The organism is Shewanella halifaxensis HAW-EB4, assembly GCF_000019185.1.
Taxonomy (GTDB): domain Bacteria; phylum Pseudomonadota; class Gammaproteobacteria; order Enterobacterales; family Shewanellaceae; genus Shewanella; species Shewanella halifaxensis.
In genome coordinates this window covers 568100-589247 of the sequence record NC_010334.1, presented here as the reverse complement: position 1 = coordinate 589247, position 21148 = coordinate 568100, and the positions used below count along the sequence as shown (strand labels likewise).

Genomic DNA, 21148 nt, shown 5'->3' with positions numbered 1-21148 from the left:
AAAAAAACACCGCCACGTAGAAATTTACGTTAAAATACGCGCGCCGTGACGGGAGAGTAAAAACTTGAGGGACTTTTGGAAAGCAGTATTAGCCGTTAAAGAGGATGAGACTGTTCTGTTTTCCGAAAGATCCTTAAAAATAACTACTGGACCCTGTACCTACAATGAATAATGCCAGACCTATTCGTCGCGCGCTGTTAAGCGTTTCAGATAAAACCGGAATCCTAGAGTTTGCACAAGCGCTGCATGCTCAAGGTGTTGAGCTACTTTCTACTGGTGGCACCGCACGCCTGCTGGCTGATAATGGCGTGCCAGTCATTGAAGTATCAGATTATACTGGTCACCCAGAGATCATGGATGGCCGCGTTAAAACCCTGCACCCTAAAGTGCATGGCGGTATTTTAGCGCGTCGTGGTATCGACGAAATCGTAATGGAACAAAACAACATCAAGCCGATCGACTTGGTGGCGGTTAACTTGTATCCGTTCGCAGCAACTGTAGCAGCTGAGGGTTGTACTCTTGCCGACGCTATCGAGAACATCGATATCGGTGGCCCAACGATGGTTCGCTCTACCGCTAAAAACCACAAAGACACTACCATCATTGTTAACGCTAACGACTACGGTCGCGTGATTGCCGAGATGCAAGCGAACCAAGGTAGCACCACGCTTGAGACTCGCTTTGACTTAGCGATTGCCGCGTTTGAGCACACAGCAGCATACGATGGCATGATTGCTAACTACTTCGGTACTAAAGTGCCAGCACACAGCAAAGATGAGTGCCATGAAGACTCTAAGTTCCCACGTACTTACAACACGCAGTTAGTGAAGAAGCAAGACTTGCGCTATGGCGAAAACAGCCATCAAACCGCCGCTTTCTATGTTGACACTCATCTTGATGAAGCCTCTGTTGCTACCGCAGTTCAGTTACAAGGTAAGGCGCTTTCTTATAACAACATCGCCGATACCGACTCTGCACTTGAGTGCGTAAAAGAGTTCGACGAGCCAGCTTGTGTAATCGTTAAGCACGCTAATCCATGTGGCGTGGCGATTGGTGAAAATCTACTTGAAGCCTACAACCGTGCATTCCAGACTGACCCAACCTCAGCCTTTGGTGGCATCATCGCCTTTAACGGCGAATTAGATGCAGCAACCGCAAGCGCAATCGTTGAACGTCAATTTGTTGAAGTGATCATTGCCCCTAAAGTCAGCCAAGCGGCACGTGACGTTATTGCCGCTAAAGCCAACGTACGTGTACTCGAGTGCGGACAGTGGGCAAGCAAGACCACCAGCTTAGACTATAAGCGCGTTAATGGCGGCCTGCTCCTGCAAGACCGTGACCAGGGCATGGTTGGAATCGATGATGTTAAGGTGGTTTCTAAGCGTCAGCCAACGGCAAGCGAAATGAAAGATCTGATGTTCTGCTGGAAAGTGGCTAAGTTTGTTAAATCAAACGCGATTGTCTACGCCAAAAACAGCATGACTATCGGTGTTGGCGCAGGTCAAATGAGCCGAGTTTATAGCGCTAAAGTTGCCGGCATTAAAGCGGCTGACGAAGGGCTAGAAGTACAAGACTCTGTGATGGCGTCAGACGCGTTCTTCCCATTCCGTGATGGTATCGACGCTGCAGCAGAAGCTGGCATCAGCTGCATCATCCAGCCAGGCGGCTCTATCCGCGATGAAGAGATCATCGCAGCAGCAGATGAGCACGGCATGGCAATGGTATTTACCGGTATGCGTCACTTCCGTCATTAATTTGTATGAAGCTTTAGGTTCTAGGTTCTAGGTTCTAGGTCCTAGGAATTTTGCCTCAAGCTTCTAAAAATTGATTTTTAACGTTTAGCGCAAAGTCATCGGTTATTGAGCAAAGAAAACACACGGAGTGTATGCCAATACATGAGTATGTTTGATGCCGTTCAAGGACCGATGAAGAAGCGATTAAGGATTAAAAAATGAGAGTATTGATTATAGGTGGCGGCGGTCGTGAACATGCATTGGCATGGAAAGCGGCGCAATCGACACAAGTTGAAACCGTCTTTGTTGCTCCGGGCAACGCTGGTACGGCATTAGAGCCAAAGCTTGAAAACGTAGCGATTAATGTTGAAGAGATCTCGGCATTGGTGGCGTTTGCGACAGAGCAAAAAGTCGCGATCACCATAGTTGGCCCAGAAGTGCCGTTGGCACTGGGTGTGGTTGATGCTTTTAACGAAGCTGGCCTACCTATCTTTGGCCCAACCAAAGGCGCCGCGCAGCTAGAATCGTCTAAAGCTTTCACCAAAGACTTCTTAGCGCGTCACAATATCCCTACTGCGGCTTACTCAAACTTTACCGAGATAGCTCCCGCTAAAGCCTATGTGACTCAAGTTACTGGCTTAACGGGTTTCCCTATCGTGATTAAGGCCGATGGCCTAGCGGCAGGTAAAGGCGTGATCATCGCAGCAGACCAAGTTGAAGCCGATGCCGCTATCGAAGATATGCTGGCAGGTAACAAGTTCGGTGAAGCGGGTTCTCGCGTGGTTATCGAGGAGTTCCTCAGAGGTGAAGAAGCCAGCTTTATCGTGATGGTGGATGGTAAGAACATTCTTGCTATGGCCACCAGCCAAGATCATAAAGCGCGCGATAACGGCGATCATGGTCCCAACACTGGCGGCATGGGCGCATACTCACCAGCCCCCGTTGTGACCCAAGCGGTTCACGACTGGACTATCGAGCACGTTATTCGCCCAACCGTTGATGGCATGGCAGCTGAAGGCAACGTCTACACAGGTTTCCTATACGCAGGCCTGATGATTTCACCTGATGGCAGCGCTAAAGTGCTTGAGTACAACTGTCGCTTTGGTGACCCTGAGACGCAGCCGATTATGATGCGCCTACAATCAGACATCGTTGAGCTTTGCTTAGCCTCGACTCGCGGCGAGCTTGACCAAGTCACTGCGGAGTTTGATGACCGTGCGGCCGTCGGCGTTGTGTTAGCCGCTGGCGGATATCCTGATGCATACCGTAAGCATGATGTAATTGAAGGCCTGACTTTAGGTAACAATCATGCAAAAGTGTTCCATGCGGGAACCTGTATGAAAGAGGGACTCGTGGTGACTAATGGCGGCCGCGTATTATGTGCGACAGCACTGGGTAATACAGTGACTGAAGCACAGCAATCAGCTTACGCTTTAGTGGATGCTGTCCATTGGGATGATGCCTACTTCCGCACCGACATTGCATACCGCGCAATAGCTCGTGAAAATGGCGAAGGTTAACTAACTAAAAACTATTGGGATGATGGCTGTTATAACTTAACAGAACCGACATTTTCCGCACCGACATTGCATACCGCGCGATTGCTCGTGAAAATGGCGAAGGTTAACTAACCTTACAGCTAACTCCGATTATGAGCCCTGTTAGCACAGGGCTTTTTTATGCCTGTAATGACTCTCAGCTTCTCTGACTCTTGCCGACAATCTATCGTTACCATCAAGCAATCAACAGTTTTGTGACATAGGTAACACAAACTCATTATTCGAAGGCGCATTCTAAATAGATCAGCAATTGAACTCATAAAGTGCGAAGTGAGTGATTTACGCTACAAGATTTCAAAGAATTAAACTTAAACATCAGGGGTTAACTATGAAATATTCCATTGGCGATCTTATCTATCAAGGTGAAACATCTGGCGTTCACAACTGGGACACTCTTTCAGGGTCATCTTTTTACTGGCACCCAGACTGGCTGCATATTGCAGAAAATATGACTGGCCACAACGCTACGGCTCACATTGAGGCCAGTGCAGAGAAAGCAACCAAAGCCGAAGCGACTGAGGCGATTGTTAAGCATCTCAATAAGTAGCCATAACTTGTTCAGAGACGGTTTCACTTTGATAGGAGTCTAATGCTTGAGGTCGGCCTATACCGTATCCTTGAGCATAATTAACTCCTATGACTTCGAGTCTATCAATAATCTCTTGGTTTTCCACAAACTCTGCAACGGTTTCTATCCCCATCACGCGGCAAACATCGTTGACTGATTTAACGATGGCATAGTCTTTGGCATTACTGGCTAAGTTTTTAACGAAGCAGCCGTCAATCTTGACATAATCGACAGGCATCTCTTTAAGATAGCCGTATGAAGCAAAACCACTACCAAAATCATCTAGGGCAAAAGCAAAGCCTCGCCGACGTAGATCTGCAATCATCTTCAACGCGCGACTGTGGTTTTGAATCGCACTCGTTTCAGTGATCTCGAAGCAAACGCAACTACTCGGGATCCCAAAACGCTTTTGCTGTAGCAAAATAAAGTCAATCATACCTTCTGCCCCAAGGCTATTACCTGACAAGTTAATTGATAGACAATGATCACTCCAAACCTGCTCATTTAAAGACAGCCACAAGAAGGTCTTTCTGATGACCTCTTTATCTACTTCAACAATCAACTTAAAGCGTTCCGCAGCAGCAATAAATTGTGCAGGGGGTAGAATTCTTCCCCCCGCATCTTGGATCCTGAGTAATATTTCAAGACGCTGCCTATGGCTATGAGAAGAAAGACACTTTATCTTTTGATAGTAGAGAATGAGTTCATTATGCTCAATCGCCTGTACAATTCTAACCGCCCATTTAGGCGCATTACGTTGATAGCTTAGGTCTTTATCGCGACTATCATAGAAGTGCACTTGATTGCTGCCCTTACGCTTTGCAGCAAGACAGGCGATATCGGCATCTTTTAGTAGCTCTAGAGCATCAGTTTGTTGATTAAAGCGCGCCAAGGCCACCCCGGCACTCAAGCCAACACGATAGCTGGTGTCGTTATGCTCGATCGATTGGCAACCCACACTGGCAATAATCTTCTTAATCAACTTTGCAACAGCAAGGGCAGAGCTGTCTTTAATAATCAAGCCAAACTCATCTCCCCCTATGCGCCCCAAGAGCATATTGCTCGATAAACTAGATTCAATCGCCTTAGCCACTTTACTAAGCATCTTGTCACCTGCATTGTGGCCACAAGAATCATTGATTAATTTGAATTGCTCCAGATCGAAATAAACTACCGCTATAAACTGAGATGATTGAGCATAACCAACAAGCCGCTCTTCAAAAGCCGCCCTGTTAAGCAGACCTGTAACGGGATCTAAATACGCTTGTCGCTGTAGTTGCTGCTTTAATAAGACTTCTTGAGTCGTGTCTTTCAATACCAGCACCGCACCAATAATGTCCCCTGAATGGTTACAAAAGTGACCGAAGGTGCCACTCATTAACTTGGGGCTATCGATATTTAGGCGCAAGCGTATCGAATCAATACTAAGCGATGAACTTTGCATAAAGGTGGTAATCTTATTGTTTAAACTTTGATTACCCGGTAATAGCTCATGAAGCTTCTTACCCTGTGCTTGCTCATTGCTGAGTTTTAGTAGGTGCTCTGCATACGGGTTGATATAACTGACGTTATAATGAATGTCAGTCAAAATAACCATGTCAGTAATAGACTCTAAAGTGACTTGAGAGAGCTTCTCTTGTCGATAGTGCCTCTCTAGTAGCTGATTAATATTCTTAGTAACTTGGCTTAACTCATTATCACCAGCACTCTTAATATATTGTCGGTCTTTTGAGTTGGGTTCTAGACTCAAAACTTGTTCTGAAAGCTGGTTTAAAGGCCTAATCACGGCGGATCTAAGCCAGAAAAATACCAATAGCAGTAATACAGAAACAAGCCCCAATAGCCCGAACGTCTGTGCGCTGTACAGCCTTGTCATCCCCGAAAAGAATTGATTCGAGAAGGTAATAGATAGATGCGCCTGCTCTTGATTTAAAAGAGCAGGAACATTCAATTGAGCGATGACGGTATTACCCCGTAACCCCCCCCCATGCTTGGCACTTCCTGCTTCAATCTCAATCTTGGTGGCAAAGTCAGCGAGACCTAATGTCGCAAGATAGTTATCGGTGAGCCGACTAATTAGCACTAAACGCTCAGGCCTAATGTCGCTCTCTGCTTGTATGCCGATGACATAACCTACGGCTTGCCTGCTGTCAAAATACACCCCAGACTTAGTCTGTTTGCTCGCAAGCAGCGCCGTGGGTAACATTGGCTCCATTGGCTTTGATTTATCAATGGGCTGAAATTTACCGTCAATAACTTGCTGAACTTGTGTGCTGCCAAACACGGTTATTTCTGGTAATAATGAGATGGGTACACCCGATTGAGGATGAAGCGATGAAGTCTCCAGCTGAAGCTGAAAACGTTCGAGATCTCGGTCTATTCTTGACTGAATACTCTCGAGCTCTTTTTCTATGACATAGCTACGTATAGCGTCAACTTCGCTATGTAGCCAGCTTATTGCTATAAAGCTGGCAGCAACTAGGAGGGGGATACAGATCCCAAATATCACTAAGACAGCTTTCTTACCAATTTGCATCTGAGGTCAACTTCTCTAATTCAAAACCCGCCAGTAACTCTGGCTATAACTTGGTTTGCGTTAGCAAAGTACCCCATTTCGGCAGCAGATAATACCTAGTATGTGCACAGGCGTTGATAAAAACATCAACAAACTCATTATCTTTATTGGATCTCATCATCGACCATGCTGAATCGCCAAAAATGATGCTTCTAAAGATTTGAACGCTTAGCGAGAGTTTAGCGCTTTGTGATACCCAAGCGGTATCCAGCTGAAACGACTTTGCTAAACCACAGAAACAATAAAGGCCCAGTAAACTGAGCCTTTATTTAATCGCTTAGCGTTTATGCTAGTTGATTACTTGTGGTACTTAGCCGATAGCTCATGTACTGAGTTGATAAACGAGCCCGCGCGCTCAGGATCAACGTGCTGGTGAATACCGTGGCCCAAGTTAAATACATGGCCAGTACCTTCACCATAAGAAGACAGGATTTGATCCACTTCTTGATGAATGCGCTCTGGTGTACCGTAAAGTACTGATGGGTCCATGTTACCTTGTAGGGCAACTTTATGACCAACACGGCGACGTGCATCACCGATATCAACAGTCCAGTCTAGACCTAGTGCGTCACAGCCAGTTTCAGCCATAGACTCAAGCCATAGTCCGCCACCTTTAGTGAACAGAGTCACTGGTACTTGGCGACCGTCTGCATGGCGAGTTAGGCCATCAACGATTTTCTGCATGTAACGTAGTGAGAATTCACGGTATGCGTGGTGAGAAAGCGCACCACCCCATGAATCGAAGATCATAAGAGATTGTGCACCGTTAGCAACCTGAGCATTCAGGTATAGCGTCACAGAGTCTGCTAGCTTATCAAGCAGCATATGCAAAGTTGCTGGCTCTTCGTAAGCCATCTTCTTAATCTTTTCAAACGCCTTACTAGAACCGCCTTCAACCATGTAAGTCGCTAGTGTCCAAGGTGAACCAGAGAAACCAATTAATGGTACTTCACCTTTAAGCTCACGACGAATAGTGCTTACAGCACGCATTACGTAGCCAAGCTCATCTTCTGGATCTGGGATGCAAAGCTTTTTGATTGAATCGATGGTGTCTGTAGGACGTTCAAAACGTGGGCCTTCACCAGTTTCGAAGTACAGGCCTAAGCCCATTGCATCTGGCACTGTAAGAATATCAGAGAACAGGATTGCTGCGTCTAAATCATAGCGACGTAGTGGCTGAAGAGTCACTTCACAGGCTAAATCTTGGTTCTTACAAAGAGACATGAAGTCGCCAGCTTCTGCGCGGGTGGCTTTATATTCTGGAAGATAACGACCTGCTTGACGCATCATCCAGACAGGAGTTCTGTCGACAGGCTGTTTTAATAACGCACGTAAATAACGATCATTCTTTAATTCTGCCATTTGGCTTGATTCCTAAACTTATAGTGATATCCGCTTGGGGCAGTAGTTTAGCATTTACGTTAATAAAGTAACCTGAATCCGTAAAATAATGTGACAGATAACGCGACAAATTCCGCCAACTCTGAGGTAGTTAACATTATTAACCGATTAAGCAGTAAAATTTTCAGGCTACAAATCATAGTTCACAGCTTTAATTGAAAACGTGAAATAGATTCACAACTTGGCTTAACCTAAGCTGTATGACTCGCAATGTGGAAGAAAAAAGTTGCACCAAGGTGCTAGCTTTGGTATAAAAAGTCTGCGCTAGCAAGAACAATCAAGAAGCTCGTCACATCGAGCCCGCTACAAACTTTACTCGCCCAGCGATAGATTTCTATCGCTGGGCATTTTATTTTATAACGTTTCGTTTACATCCCTTTCGCTGGTATGTCCATTTAGTATTTCCTCATAAATCGATCAAAAATGGTTGATCAAAACCACATTTTTCCCCTACATTAGAGATACAGAGATGGATTTTTAACGGGGAAGATCATGCTAAGAAACCTAGAGAAAGCCGAACAAAAATGGGGCGGCTCAAATACTCTTATAGATCAATGGTTAAATAATCGGCGCAACCTGCTTATTAACTATTGCCAGATTGCAGGGATCCCGCCGTATGAGGTAACTGATAAGTCACTGCCCGCCTTTGCTTCCGTAAAACAGTTTTGTGACCAATTAATGGATTATGTGTCAGAAGGCCATTTTGAAATTTACGATCAAGTCGTCACAGCCTGTGAAAAGAATGGCTCTTCAAGTCAAGAACTCGCACAGCAATTAGTCCCGCAAATTAGCGAAACCACAGATACTGCACTCGACTTCAACGACAAATATACCGAAGCCGAAGATGAGCAAGTACTATTTCATTTAGATAAAGATCTGTCATCTCTTGGTCACGCAATGGAAACACGTTTTGAACTTGAGGATAAACTGCTAGAAGTGTTGCACGCGAAGCATTCTTAAAGCTTCTAGGCGCTATAGAAGGTCCTAGGTCCTCGCAAAAATTTAAAATGAATTAACAAAAAGGCCTGCTAATTAGCAGGCCTTTTTAGTTTTTCTATTTCAGAGCATCAACTTCAGTGTATCAATCAGGCTTAAACCGCCGTTTGGAAAATCACTTCGTCAGCTTTTGCCGTGTACGATGCTATCTTATCGAAGCTCAGGTAACGGTAAGTGTCGGCTGCAGTCGCATCTAACTCTTTCGCGTATGTCTGATATTCATCAGGTGATGGTAGACGACCCAGTAGCGCAGCGACGGACGCGAGCTCTGCCGAGGCTAAGTATACGTTAGCACCTGTACCTAGACGGTTCGGGAAGTTACGTGTAGATGTTGAAACTACAGTCGCACCTTCGGCAACACGTGCTTGGTTACCCATACACAATGAACAACCCGGGATCTCAATTCGAGCGCCCACGCGTCCGAAGATGGCGTAGTAGCCTTCCTCAGTAAGCTGATCGCGATCCATCTTGGTCGGTGGAGCGATCCACAGACGTGTTGGCAGCGTCGATGCAAACTTATCTAGCATCTTACCCGTCGCGCGGAAGTGACCGATGTTGGTCATACAAGAACCTACGAATACTTCGTCGATCTTAGTATTAACCACTGAAGACAGTAAGATGGCATCATCTGGATCATTTGGCGCACAAAGAATAGGCTCTTTGATTTCGTTCAAATCGATTTCGATAACTTCAGCATACTCAGCATCGCTGTCCGCCTCCATTAGCTCTGGGGTTGCTAACCACTCTTGCATCGCTGTAATACGACGTTCGATGGTGCGACGATCGCCATACCCCTCGCTAATCATCCACTTAAGCATGACGATGTTTGAGTTTAGGTATTCAATAATCGGTTCTTTATCTAGCTTAATAGTACAGCCCGCCGCACTACGCTCAGCCGATGCATCTGAAAGTTCAAATGCCTGCTCAACTTTAAGCTGCTCAAGACCTTCGATCTCTAGAACGCGACCCGAGAAGGCATTGATCTTACCCTTCTTCTCAACGGTTAGCAGTCCCATCTCAATGGCTTTATGTGGAATCGCATGTACCAAGTCACGTAATGTAATACCAGGCTGCATCTCACCCTTAAAGCGAACCAAGATTGATTCAGGCATATCAAGAGGCATGACACCTGTTGCAGCAGCAAACGCCACAAGGCCAGAACCTGCAGGGAACGAGATACCGATTGGGAAGCGCGTATGAGAGTCACCACCCGTACCCACGGTATCAGGCAGTAGCATGCGGTTTAACCAAGAGTGAATAACACCGTCACCAGGACGTAGTGAAACACCACCGCGATTCATGATGAAATCTGGCAGTGTGTGGTGCGTGTTCACGTCAACTGGCTTTGGATAAGCCGCTGTGTGACAGAAAGACTGCATGGTCAAATCGGCACTAAAACCAAGACAAGCTAAATCTTTAAGCTCATCACGCGTCATAGGACCGGTAGTATCTTGAGAGCCAACAGAGGTCATCTTAGGTTCACAATATTGGCCAGGGCGAATACCGGTAACGCCACATGCCTTACCCACCATCTTCTGCGCAAGGGTGAAGCCCTTACCCGTGTCTGCCACATCCTTTGGACGAACAAACTCAGTTGATGCTTCAAGGTTTAGCGTTTCACGAGCACGATCGGTTAGGCCACGACCGATAATCAATGGAATACGGCCACCCGCACGCACTTCATCCATCAACACATCTGTCTTTAGAGAGAACTGTGAAATCACTTCATCAGTGCCATGACGCTTAACGATGCCTTCATATGGATAGATGTCGATAACATCGCCCATCTCCATCTTGCTAACATCTAGCTCAATCGGTAGTGCACCTGCATCTTCCATGGTGTTGAAGAAGATTGGGGCAATCTTGCCACCTAAACAGAAACCACCAGCGCGCTTATTAGGTACATTCGGGATATCATCTCCCATGAACCACAGCACGGAGTTGGTTGCAGATTTACGTGAAGAACCGGTACCCACAACATCACCGACATAAACCAGTGGGAAGCCTTTAGTCTTTAGTGATTCAATCTCTTTGATTGGGCCCACTACGCCAGCTTCATCAGGCACAATGCCGTCCCGAGCATTCTTAAGCATCGCGAGTGCATGCAATGGAATATCAGGGCGTGACCATGCATCTGGTGCTGGAGACAAGTCATCGGTGTTGGTTTCACCCGATACTTTAAATACGGTCAGAGAGATTTTCTCGGCAAGCTTGGGGCGAGATAGGAACCATTTAGCATCAGCCCAAGCATGGACGACTTGCTTAGCGTAGTCGTTACCCGCTTGCATTTTGTCCACTACATCGTGGAAAGAGTCAAACATCAAAAGTGTATGTGACAATGCTTTAACGGCAAGTGGGGCTTGCGCATCATTATCTAACTGAGCAATTAGCGGCTCGATGTTATAACCACCTTGCATCGTGCCAAGCAGCTCAACTGCGCGCTGAGACGATAAGATAGGAGATGCTATTTCGCATTTTGCGACAGCATCTAAGAAACCCGCTTTAACGTATGCGGCTTCATCTACACCCGGTGGGATACGGTTTTCAAGTAGATCGAGAATAAATGCTTCTTCACCTGCTGGTGGATTCTTTACCAATTCGACTAGCTGTGCCACTTGTTGGGCATCTAATGGCTTAGGGACTACGCCCTCTGAAGCACGTTCTGCGACGTGTTTACGATATGCTTCTAGCACGGCAACCTTCCTCTTTGTTTGGCGTTCTAACAGCGAAACTACTCGTCTTCAAACTGAAACTGACAGCTCGGCAGGCTCGCCCCTTATTTCGAGCGCCATTATACTACAGCTTTACAAAAGTATGAATCCGATCACATTTCGGTAAAAGTAAAATAACGCCCTGTCGACATCTCGAGCTATACAGTAAATCCATTTGCTCAAAAAGAAAACTAGACCATAGTGTGAAACCTTGATCTAAATTATATAAATCATGCATTTATATTTGTTCTAATCGATTATTCTGGGCGGAAATCACCGACAAAGCCCTGTGATTTTCAGCAAATTAGTCGTATGATTATTCGCAAAACTGACTCTTTACACAGCTAATATTCATCAAAGTTATAATGAATATAATTGGACACTTATGAGTATACCAGAGCTAAAAGCCGTAATTTTCGATATGGATGGCGTATTAATTGACTCCGAGCCTGTTTGGCAAATTGCCGAGCATAAGGTACTAACCGAGCTAGGTTTAAACGTCTCTATTGAGGATATGACTCTAACCACAGGCCTGAGAATCGATCAGGTTGTTGACTATTGGTATGCCCGCTTCCCCTGGAGTAACGACAATCATCAACAAACAGCACAGGCTATTGTCGACCAAGTTGTTAGCCACATCTCGGCCGACGGAGAACCAATGAAAGGTGTTATCCAAGCGCTTAAAGCTTGCCAAAAACACGACCTCAAAATAGGTCTGGCAACTTCCTCTTCCAGCGATATCATTCATGCCGTTTTAAACAGGTTAGAGATAGGCACTTATTTTCACGCCATTAATTCCGCTGAACACTTAGCCTATGGCAAACCGCACCCTGAAGTTTATTTAAGCTGCGCTCAGGCTCTCGATATTGATCCCATCAATTGTTTAGCGATTGAGGATTCATTTAATGGATTAGTGTCTGCTCGCGCTGCCTGTATGCAAACCATTGCGATTCCTGAAGCGAAACATGCGGCGCTCAGCAAGTGGGTCATTGCCCACCAGCAACTCAATAGCTTAGAAGCTTTACCCGACTTTTTGGCAAAGCGCTGTTAATTTGAGCACGGCTAACCTGATCACAGTTAACCAAGGCACTCTCAAGCATACAAAAGTTAGCAACTCTAATACTTATCGGTATTGAGTTTTGAAGAGGGTGACTTAGGGCTGAAAACAAAAAGCCCATCTTTCGACGGGCTTTAAATAGAACAAGGTAAGCTTACCAATTCTTACCGATAAACAAGAATACGGTTTTTTCACCATCATCTGACGCGCCAAAACCAAAGGCGGCGGGGCCGACGCTGGTATCGATACCTAAGTACAAGCTTCCGGCATAGATCAAATCCTCTAACGACACGCTATCTTTTTGGTTCCACACATTACCCGCCTCGATACTGGTACCCAAGTAGAGTGGATATTCGGTCATGCCCAGTACATCTCGGCCTAAGTCATACTGATAGACAAAGGCACCAAAAATTTTATGCGAACCATACAGTGCATTCTTGTGGTAACCGGAAAGATTTAAAAATCCGCCAAGCTCAGACACGTTAACGGTAAATGCACCGTCTTTATCAACCGTTGCCAGTGATGCTATACCCACAAAGGCGTGGTTACCCACCCCAACGGCTCCACGCCAGTCAGCCTCATACTGCATAGAGAAATCAGAGGAGTCACCGACACCATCAAGCTCATAGCCCTCCTTCCTCATGTACACATTGAAGGTAAAGCGGTTACCCGATGTGGGAAAGTTGATGCTGTTTAAGTCATCATAGGCAAACTTAAAATAGCCACCATAACCATCGTAATCCACCTTACCAAAACCCCAGAGATCGTTTTCAAGATCGCCCATTTCACCTAGTATGCCGATTTCAACCATACCATTTTGAGTGTAATTGATGCCTATGCCCAACTCAGTGCGATAGGCCGTTTGCTTCAGCTCTAACACCCGATTATTGTTCTCAAAAAAGCTCCAGTCTTTGAGCTCATACTCCACCCGTGCCCGGCTAAAGTAAGTTTGATCTTTTACAAGCGGCTGATAAAACTCCGAGGCAATTAACTTATCGAATCCGAGTGAAACTTCATTGCGCCACTCACCGCCATTTTCTGTTAGCTCTGTCATGGTATAAGCCATGTCGAGTGATATTACCGAGTCTAGACTAAAGTCATCTTCCCAACTAAAGCCAAGCTGAAAAAAGTTTGGCCCCCAAGATTTTGCCTTGGTCGTCACGGTTAACACACGCCCATCTTCAGTATCTGTAAATTCGGCATCCACCCGTTCAAATTTATTCAGAGCATAAATTCTATCTAAGCCAGCTTCTAAGGCTTCAACTGTCACGTTGTCCCCTACGTCCAACTCTAAATTATCAGCCAGTAATTTCTCGCTGATCTTAGAATCATTGTCATAAATGACTTTAATCAATGGTCGATCAATATCCGCAAGCCATTGCAGACTCTTCTCTTTTTTATCAGCTAAATACTGTTTGTATTCAGTATTCTCTACACTGTATTGTTCGAGCTTGCCAACCTGCTCTCGCGCGGCAATCTCTCCTAAGGGGAGTGCGATTGGCATAATGCTAAAGTCTGTTGTACTCAGTTCGCCAATATTCGGACGGATCAAGATATCATGATCGGTTAATAGCGCTTTTTGTCTATCTGAACTGGCATTGGTAAGGATTGTTGATAATTGATTGAGCACTGCAATCGTACTGTTAAGTTCAGATTTGTCCATCAAGGGTGAGCCTATATCGACGGCGATAACTATATCGGCCCCCATGGCCTTGACCACATCGATAGGCATATTGTTGGCAATACCACCATCGACTAGCAGCTTGCCGTCAATAACTGCAGGTTGCAACGCTCCAGGTACCGTCGCCGACGCCTGCATTGCTGCAACGACGCTCCCAGAACTTAACACCACCGGCTCGCTAGTCGCTAAATTAGTCGCAACCGCTCTATAAGGGATAGATAGATCATCAAAATCACCAAACTGATGCACCAGATCTGTAGAGCTGCGCAGCAACTGGGACATGGTTTGACCACGCAGCAAACCGGCTGGGGTTTTTACCTGCTCATCGCTATAACCAACATTAAGTGGAATATTAAACTGATCACGCGTTTCTTTATCGCGATAACTTAATGATTCTCTGGGAATAGTATCTGAATAGCCTTGACTCCAATCTGTGTTCATCATGATAGCTTCAATTTCGGCGGCACTATAACCTAACGCATACATACCGCCCACATAAGCACCGATACTGGTACCCGTTATATAATCGATGGGGATCTGCTTTTCTTCGAGGACTTTAAGCACCCCGATATGTGCGGCCCCCTTAGCACCACCGCCACTCAAAACTAAACCAATTTTTGGGCGTTCTTCTGCGAATGCAACGTGGGGGCTAGCAATGGCTAAACAAAGAATAATAATTCTATGTATCATAATGACTTATTCGACTCTTCTGATGATGTATTAACGTATTTTATTTAGTGTCTATACGCAAGTGATAGCAAGGAATGACAAACAAATTTCGATTTAAACCTCTAAGCTTAACGCTTGATTTAATCCCATATAAGATTCAATTTCAGCAGCTGGCATAGGCTTGGCAAAGTAATACCCTTGAATGACATAACAGCCACGACTAAAGACCTGCTCAAGTTGCTCATGAGTCTCCACACCTTCAGCAACAACATCTAGCTTAAGATTTCTCGCGAGCTCGATAATACTACTGGCAATCGCCTGATCAGCCTTATTAGTTGCGATATCAATCAGAAAGGAGCGATCAATTTTAAGAGTGTTAACTTCGAAATGTCGCAAATAAGCCAGTGACGAATATCCCGTACCAAAGTCATCGATGGCCACATTAACTCCTAGGCTCTTAAGTTCTTGAATATGTTGCTTAGCTACTTTTAGCTCTTTCATCAACACACCTTCTGTGATCTCAAACGATAACGCAGTGTTAGGCATGCTGGTTTCAGCAAAAACTTGTTGTACACCTTTAATAAAGTCAGGCTGACGAAAGTGTAGCGCAGAGATATTAACCGACACCTTTAGCGGTTCGGGTAAGAGTGCAGCCCAGCGAGCCCCGTAAATGCAAGCCTCACGCATAACCCAACGGTCTATCTCAACAATGAGCCCGCACGCCTCAGCCACCTTAATGAAGATGTCGGTACGAACCAAGCCCTCTTTAGGATGATTCCAGCGCAGCAATGCTTCAACGCCAACCAATTTGTCATTTTGAAGGATATCAATCTGTGGTTGAAAATGCAGTTCTAGCTCATTTCGCTCAATCGCTTTTCGCAGTTCGGCTTCAAGACGAAGGTGATAAAGCGCTTCGGCATTACGTTCCTCAGAGTAATACTTGAAGTTACCTTTGCCCTCTTCCTTCGCATGATACATAGCCAAATCGGCATTTTTAATCAATGATTCGGGTTGTTTTGCATCCTCAGGCCATAGACTGACACCAATACTGGTTGAGATATAAAACTCACGGCCATAGAGCTCAAAAGGCAACTCGATGCTCGCTAATAAAGCATCACAGAGGTGATTAATAACATCAATATCAGGGTTGTTACGCAGTAAAATAACAAACTCATCTCCACCAAAACGGCACAATACATGCTCATCTGAAATAAGCGCCTGTAATCGGTTTGATGCTTCAACTAGCAATGCATCTCCCATACTGTGTCCATAAGAGTCATTAACATGTTTGAACCTGTCGAGATCCAAAAATAGTAGTGCTAGATTTCCCCCATCTCTTTCGGCTTGGTACACAGATTGAGAGAGTTTACTGGAAAACAGTGACCGATTAGGTAACCCCGTTAATACATCATAATTAGCTAATCGACGTAAGTCCGCCTCGGTTCGTTTCCGCTCAGTAATATCGGAAAACACCACCACATAGTGCGTTGTATCACCATTGGTATTTAAGATAGATGAAACGTTAAGCCAGACGGCACACCGTAGGCTATCCTCCGCATTAATAAAACACTCCCCCGCCCAACTCAATCCCTGATCTAGCAGGTTAACGATACTAGAGTTTTTCTCACCACCTTGTAATACTTGCGAAAACTGTAGACCTATTAAGCGTTTTGAATCGAGTCCCATCATGTTCTTGGCAGCTTTATTGGTAACTTGAACTCTCTCTGCGCTGTCAAAAATAAGCACGGCTTCAGAGGTGTTCTCAAACGCTTGTGCTAATAAATATACATCGTCTTTCAGTTTTCGCTGCTCGGAGATATCACTATAAATACCAGCAACACGCTCAATCACTCCTGTTAAATGATTACGTTCAACAGGGCGCCCCATGACCCTAACCCAACCCCATGTGTTGTCAGCTCTGCAATAGCGATACTCGACTTCGAACCTATCAGTACGTTCCAGTAACATATCTTGCCATGCAGCCATCACTTCACTTGCGTCATCTCTATGAATAGGGAACTGCTCTAACTTAAGATAAACTTGCGGCTCTCCATCGCTAAATAACCCTGCAATGTTTTCCAGACAAAATAAATTGCTGCCTAGTTGCCACTCCCAGCGCTCAGAATTACTGCCTTTAAGCGCTTGTTTGAGTCGATTCTCACTGTCGGTAAGCGCTAAATTAATTTCCCTAAAGGCCTTCACTTGCCGCTGGCGAATTAATGCCCCTCCTAATCCTACCAACAATAAAATCAGTAAGAGCACACTCTTGAACCAAGAGGTCTGCCACCAATATTGTTCAACATAAAAATGGAAAGAAAACGGAGTCTCAGACCAAATGTTATTATCTAAACTGATAATATCGAGTACGTAGGAACCAGATCCCAACCCTGAAATATTGAGGTGAGACTTACCTTCGAGAAAAATATAACTCGCCTCGTCATCTGAAGCACCTTGTCGCAAACGATACTTTAACCGCATAGGTTTTGCGTCGAGATAATTGCGTCTAGCCAACTGAAAACTGACCAACTGTGCACCGGGCAAAATATGGTAATCACTCTCTGGCAGCAAACTCAATTCGGTGCGGTCTTCGAAATAGATCTCTATTGACTCCAATAGAACCGACTCGTTAGTGACTCTATTTTTTAGCAAATCAATATCGATCAACATGGCACCATCAGGTGTTCCTAGAAAAAACCCTTCTTCAGAAGAAAAATAGGCTCCCTCGTTCAGCTCATCACTTATCAAACCATCCAATGATGAAATCGTTATTAGCTCACCATTAATCATATTCTGACGGATCAGCGACTGAGGACAGCCGATTAAACGGTAATGGCTTACCTCTTCAATAAAATAGACCCCTTGGCAGGTTACATTCCAGCTATCCGTTAGGTTCTTAAGCTCACCCGTATGCATATTAAAAGACAATAAGCCATGGGATTTCAACCCGAGCCACAACTCATCCGGACCAACCTCTTTAATGAAGCGAACGCTAGATTCAACACCCTGTGTTGATAAAGGCTCCATCTTAGGATGAAAGGTAAGTTGGGCGTCTAAATAGCCAAAAATACGGTTACCACCAAGCCATAACCGATTACTGCTATCTCGAGTAACCGCAGTTATTTCCACCAAAACATGACTATTAAGCGCACTGCCGATACGTACAGGCTTAGGCTCCTTAAAACCTTGCTCCCAATAATATAGTCCGCTGCTAGTTGCAAACCAGATCCGCCCTTCGATGAAAGGATCAAAATAGGTGTTGTAAACGACTTTATATTCAAGCGAACTTTGGCCACCAGACCAGCTAGCAAAACTTTGGCTATGGAACGTACTTTTGTTAACCACCGACAGGCCATTGGTGGTCGATAGCAATAGAAAATCTTTATTTAAGGAATCGATTTTATAAATGCTGTCATTGAGGCTAATACCATGAGGATTAATCAAATAAGATTTCTGTGTAAGATTATCGACTAATATTAGCCCTGCATCAGTACCAAACCACACATGGTTATCTTCAGCATAGATAGTCCAAATCACTTCATCTTTTATTTTGTAGGGCGCAGTTTTAGTGTATTTATCTTTTAAAAAATTGGGCTCAACCGTTAAAATTGCCACGCCATCACCAGAGCCTCCCACCCAAATCAGCCCTGTGTCATCTACTGCTATGTCGTAGGTATAATCGATATTAGATTTAAGTTTTAACTCGTTGCCATAAAGGGTGCCTTTTTCGGCATCAGGAAACCATCGCAGCAAACCTGCTCGGGTAGAGAGCCATAAATAACCATGTTTATCTTCGGCAATATTTGTAATGTAATGCTCAAGCTGCTCGACTCGTGTTATCGACAAGGTTTTTTGGTCAATTTCAAATAAACCTTTACTTGTGGTTATCCAAGCGCGACCACTAGAGTGTTTAAAAACGTTCTTGATCTCCCCCCATGCATCACTCCATGGCAGTACCTCTAATCTAACACCATTAATATCGCGAACTTCTAGGTGACTCTCTTTACCAACCAGTAAACGGTTTTCAGACAGCGGCAACATAATTCGCCATGGATGATCAGGATTGCTAGGAAGAAAATTTATTCGCTGCAGCGTCATATTTTGATAGTTAAATCGAAGCAATTCACCATCATAGGTTAAAAATATTCGATCACCACCGCTCTCTTCCACTTGAGAGACGATGCCGCCACCGCGATATTCTGGAAATAATTTGGAACTACCAAACTCAATAAATTCATTGCGATGAATATCATAAAGGTAGATTTGATAAGCACCACTAACAAGGATATGGTGCAGGCCCAGTGGTTCAGCAAGGTAGAGAGCGCTGTCCCCGAGTCTTGAATTTAAGCCGAGCTTATCGATACGGCGGACTTTGTTACTACTAACACGATATAAGCCCTCCTCTGTCGCCAACCAAGTAAAGCCATGCTTATCGAAACTGATGTCCCATACAGTCGCGTTATTCAGTCCATCGTTTGCGGTAAATACCCGCTGCACCGCACCGCTGGCCAAAGCAGGGACAGCGTACGTAATGACTAATAACAGTAAGCTAAGCCAAATTTTTTTGATTGTTATTCTCATCTGCTTTGTGGCTTTTCGAGATTAACCTGAATGTATCATTTAGATAACAGAGATTCACCCTTTGATTACCTAAAAAATCATTCATCCGAGCAGCTGAAAATAATAAAGCGCTCAAAAGAGCGCTTTATTGGATTGGAAGCTATTTATCTTAACAGCTTACTTTTTCTTCTTTGCCTTTGGGTTTGGCAAATCGGTGATAGAACCTTCGTAAATCTCAGCCGCTAGGCCAACAGACTCATGCAATGTTGGATGAGCATGGATAGTTAGAGCGAGATCTTCCGCATCGCAACCCATTTCAATTGCTAGACCGATTTCACCTAATAGTTCGCCACCATTAACACCAACAATAGCGCCACCAATAACACGGTGAGTCTCTTTATCGAAAATGAGCTTCGTCATACCGTCAGCACAATCAGAAGCGATAGCGCGGCCACTTGCAGCCCATGGGAAAGTCGCGGTTTCGTAAGCAACACCTTGATCTTTTGCTTCTTTCTCCGTTAGACCAACCCATGCGACTTCAGGATCGGTATAGGCGATTGATGGGATAACCTTAGGGTCGAAGAAATGCTTAAGGCCTGAAATCACTTCAGCAGCAACATGGCCTTCATGCACACCTTTGTGCGCTAGCATTGGCTGACCAACGATGTCACCGATAGCGAAGATATGCGGCACGTTTGTGCGCATCTGCTTATCAACATTGATGAAACCACGCTCATCAATCTTCACACCCGCTTTTTCAGCGTCTAAGCCTTTGCCATTTGGAATACGGCCAATGGCAACCAAAACTGCATCATAACGAACAGGTTCAGCAGGTGCTTTCTTGCCTTCCATCGTGACATAGATGCCGTCTTCTTTGGCTTCAACTGCAGTCACTTTCGTTTCAAGCATCAAGTTGAACTTCTTCTTGATCTTCTTAGTGTATACGCGAACAACGTCTTTATCGGCTGCTGGAATAACTTGGTCAAACATCTCAACCACGTCAATCTCACTACCGAGTGATGAGTACACGGTGCCCATTTCTAGGCCGATGATACCGCCACCCATAACAAGTAACTTACCAGGAACTTCTTTAAGCTCTAGCGCGTCAGTCGAATCCCATACACGTGGGTCTTCGTGTGGGATAAATGGCAATTGAATTGGGCGAGAACCCGCTGCAATAATCGCCTGCTCAAAGTGAACGACCTTAACGCCATCTTCACCTTGAACTTCTAGCGTGTTAGGGCCTGTGAATTTGCCTAGACCATTAACCACGTCAACTTTACGCATCTTAGACATTCCGCCCAAGCCGCTAGTGAGCTGACCGATAACTTTTTCTTTAAAGCCACGTAATTTATCAAGATCGATCTTCGGTTCACCAAAAACGACACCGTGATCGGCAACAGCTTTAGCTTCTTCAATCACTTTAGAAACATGAAGCAAGGCTTTAGAAGGGATACAACCTACGTTTAGACAAACACCACCCAATGTACTGAAACGCTCAACGATTACAGTATCTAGGCCTAAATCCGCAGCACGGAATGCAGCAGAATAACCAGCAGGGCCAGCGCCTAGTACAACTACCTGAGTTTTGATTTCGTTACTCATGTTTTCCTCTATTCTTTTTATGTCGTTGGCGGCATC

General features: G+C 45.0%; 11 protein-coding genes. 5 read left to right on the top strand and 6 right to left on the bottom strand.

Translation table 11 applies throughout. From position 1 onward, the window contains the following. Positions 1-164 precede the first annotated feature (164 nt). From purH to SHAL_RS02475, 3 genes are all read left to right on the top strand, one after another. Positions 165-1754: a bifunctional phosphoribosylaminoimidazolecarboxamide formyltransferase/IMP cyclohydrolase gene (gene purH, locus SHAL_RS02485; RefSeq protein ID WP_012275617.1), complete on the top strand. Its 1590-nt coding sequence runs from the start codon at positions 165-167 to the stop codon at positions 1752-1754. Positions 1755-1951: 197 nt separating this feature from the next. Then, on the top strand, positions 1952-3253 hold the full coding sequence (purD, locus tag SHAL_RS02480; RefSeq protein WP_012275616.1) for a phosphoribosylamine--glycine ligase: 1302 nt from the start codon (positions 1952-1954) through the stop codon (positions 3251-3253). Between the two features lie 367 nt (positions 3254-3620). Next, positions 3621-3839 carry a hypothetical protein gene (locus tag SHAL_RS02475; RefSeq protein ID WP_012275615.1) on the top strand — a complete coding sequence of 73 codons (219 nt, stop codon included), beginning with the start codon at positions 3621-3623 and terminating at the stop codon, positions 3837-3839. On the opposite strand, the gene SHAL_RS02470 is transcribed toward SHAL_RS02475, so the two are convergent. Both SHAL_RS02470 and hemE read right to left on the bottom strand, forming a co-directional pair. Next, positions 3829-6396, bottom strand: coding sequence for a putative bifunctional diguanylate cyclase/phosphodiesterase (locus SHAL_RS02470; RefSeq protein ID WP_012275614.1), 2568 nt, complete (start codon positions 6394-6396; stop codon positions 3829-3831). The genes SHAL_RS02475 and SHAL_RS02470 overlap by 11 nt on opposite strands. Positions 6397-6732: 336 nt before the next feature. Continuing rightward, positions 6733-7797: a uroporphyrinogen decarboxylase gene (hemE, locus tag SHAL_RS02465; protein ID WP_012275613.1), complete on the bottom strand. Its 1065-nt coding sequence runs from the start codon at positions 7795-7797 to the stop codon at positions 6733-6735. A gap of 531 nt (positions 7798-8328) precedes the next feature. Here hemE and SHAL_RS02460 point away from each other — a divergent pair. Further along, positions 8329-8796, top strand: a complete 468-nt coding sequence (locus SHAL_RS02460) for an Rsd/AlgQ family anti-sigma factor (RefSeq protein ID WP_012275612.1) — start codon at positions 8329-8331, stop codon at positions 8794-8796. Positions 8797-8927: 131 nt separating this feature from the next. Here the strand turns inward: SHAL_RS02460 and acnB are convergent, their stop codons facing one another. Beyond that, a complete protein-coding gene (gene acnB / locus SHAL_RS02455) occupies positions 8928-11525 on the bottom strand; it encodes a bifunctional aconitate hydratase 2/2-methylisocitrate dehydratase (protein WP_012275611.1) in 2598 nt (865 codons plus the stop codon). Positions 11526-11928: 403 nt separating this feature from the next. Here acnB and hxpB point away from each other — a divergent pair, with 403 nt between their 5' ends. After that, the gene (hxpB, locus tag SHAL_RS02450) at positions 11929-12594 is read left to right on the top strand and encodes a hexitol phosphatase HxpB (RefSeq protein ID WP_012275610.1); all 666 of its coding nucleotides are present in this window, start codon (positions 11929-11931) and stop codon (positions 12592-12594) included. 160 nt (positions 12595-12754) lie between these two features. On the opposite strand, the gene SHAL_RS02445 is transcribed toward hxpB, so the two are convergent. The 3 genes from SHAL_RS02445 to lpdA form a co-directional block, all read right to left on the bottom strand. Next, positions 12755-14971 carry a patatin-like phospholipase family protein gene (locus SHAL_RS02445; RefSeq protein WP_012275609.1) on the bottom strand — a complete coding sequence of 739 codons (2217 nt, stop codon included), beginning with the start codon at positions 14969-14971 and terminating at the stop codon, positions 12755-12757. A gap of 93 nt (positions 14972-15064) precedes the next feature. Beyond that, positions 15065-19528, bottom strand: a complete 4464-nt coding sequence (locus SHAL_RS02440) for an EAL domain-containing protein (RefSeq protein ID WP_012275608.1) — start codon at positions 19526-19528, stop codon at positions 15065-15067. A gap of 156 nt (positions 19529-19684) precedes the next feature. After that, positions 19685-21112: a dihydrolipoyl dehydrogenase gene (lpdA, locus tag SHAL_RS02435; RefSeq protein ID WP_012275607.1), complete on the bottom strand. Its 1428-nt coding sequence runs from the start codon at positions 21110-21112 to the stop codon at positions 19685-19687. Positions 21113-21148: the final 36 nt, after the last annotated feature.

What these genes read in the sequence shown, in the direction of transcription:
- purH (WP_012275617.1), top strand. Translation starts at nt 165, where the DNA reads ATGAATAATGCCAGACCTATTCGTCGCGCGCTGTTAAGCGTTTCAGAT.
- purD (WP_012275616.1), top strand. Translation starts at nt 1,952, where the DNA reads ATGAGAGTATTGATTATAGGTGGCGGCGGTCGTGAACATGCATTGGCA.
- SHAL_RS02475 (WP_012275615.1), top strand. Translation starts at nt 3,621, where the DNA reads ATGAAATATTCCATTGGCGATCTTATCTATCAAGGTGAAACATCTGGC.
- SHAL_RS02470 (WP_012275614.1), bottom strand. Translation starts at nt 6,396, where the DNA reads ATGCAAATTGGTAAGAAAGCTGTCTTAGTGATATTTGGGATCTGTATC.
- hemE (WP_012275613.1), bottom strand. Translation starts at nt 7,797, where the DNA reads ATGGCAGAATTAAAGAATGATCGTTATTTACGTGCGTTATTAAAACAG.
- SHAL_RS02460 (WP_012275612.1), top strand. Translation starts at nt 8,329, where the DNA reads ATGCTAAGAAACCTAGAGAAAGCCGAACAAAAATGGGGCGGCTCAAAT.
- hxpB (WP_012275610.1), top strand. Translation starts at nt 11,929, where the DNA reads ATGAGTATACCAGAGCTAAAAGCCGTAATTTTCGATATGGATGGCGTA.
- SHAL_RS02445 (WP_012275609.1), bottom strand. Translation starts at nt 14,971, where the DNA reads ATGATACATAGAATTATTATTCTTTGTTTAGCCATTGCTAGCCCCCAC.
- SHAL_RS02440 (WP_012275608.1), bottom strand. Translation starts at nt 19,528, where the DNA reads ATGAGAATAACAATCAAAAAAATTTGGCTTAGCTTACTGTTATTAGTC.
- lpdA (WP_012275607.1), bottom strand. Translation starts at nt 21,112, where the DNA reads ATGAGTAACGAAATCAAAACTCAGGTAGTTGTACTAGGCGCTGGCCCT.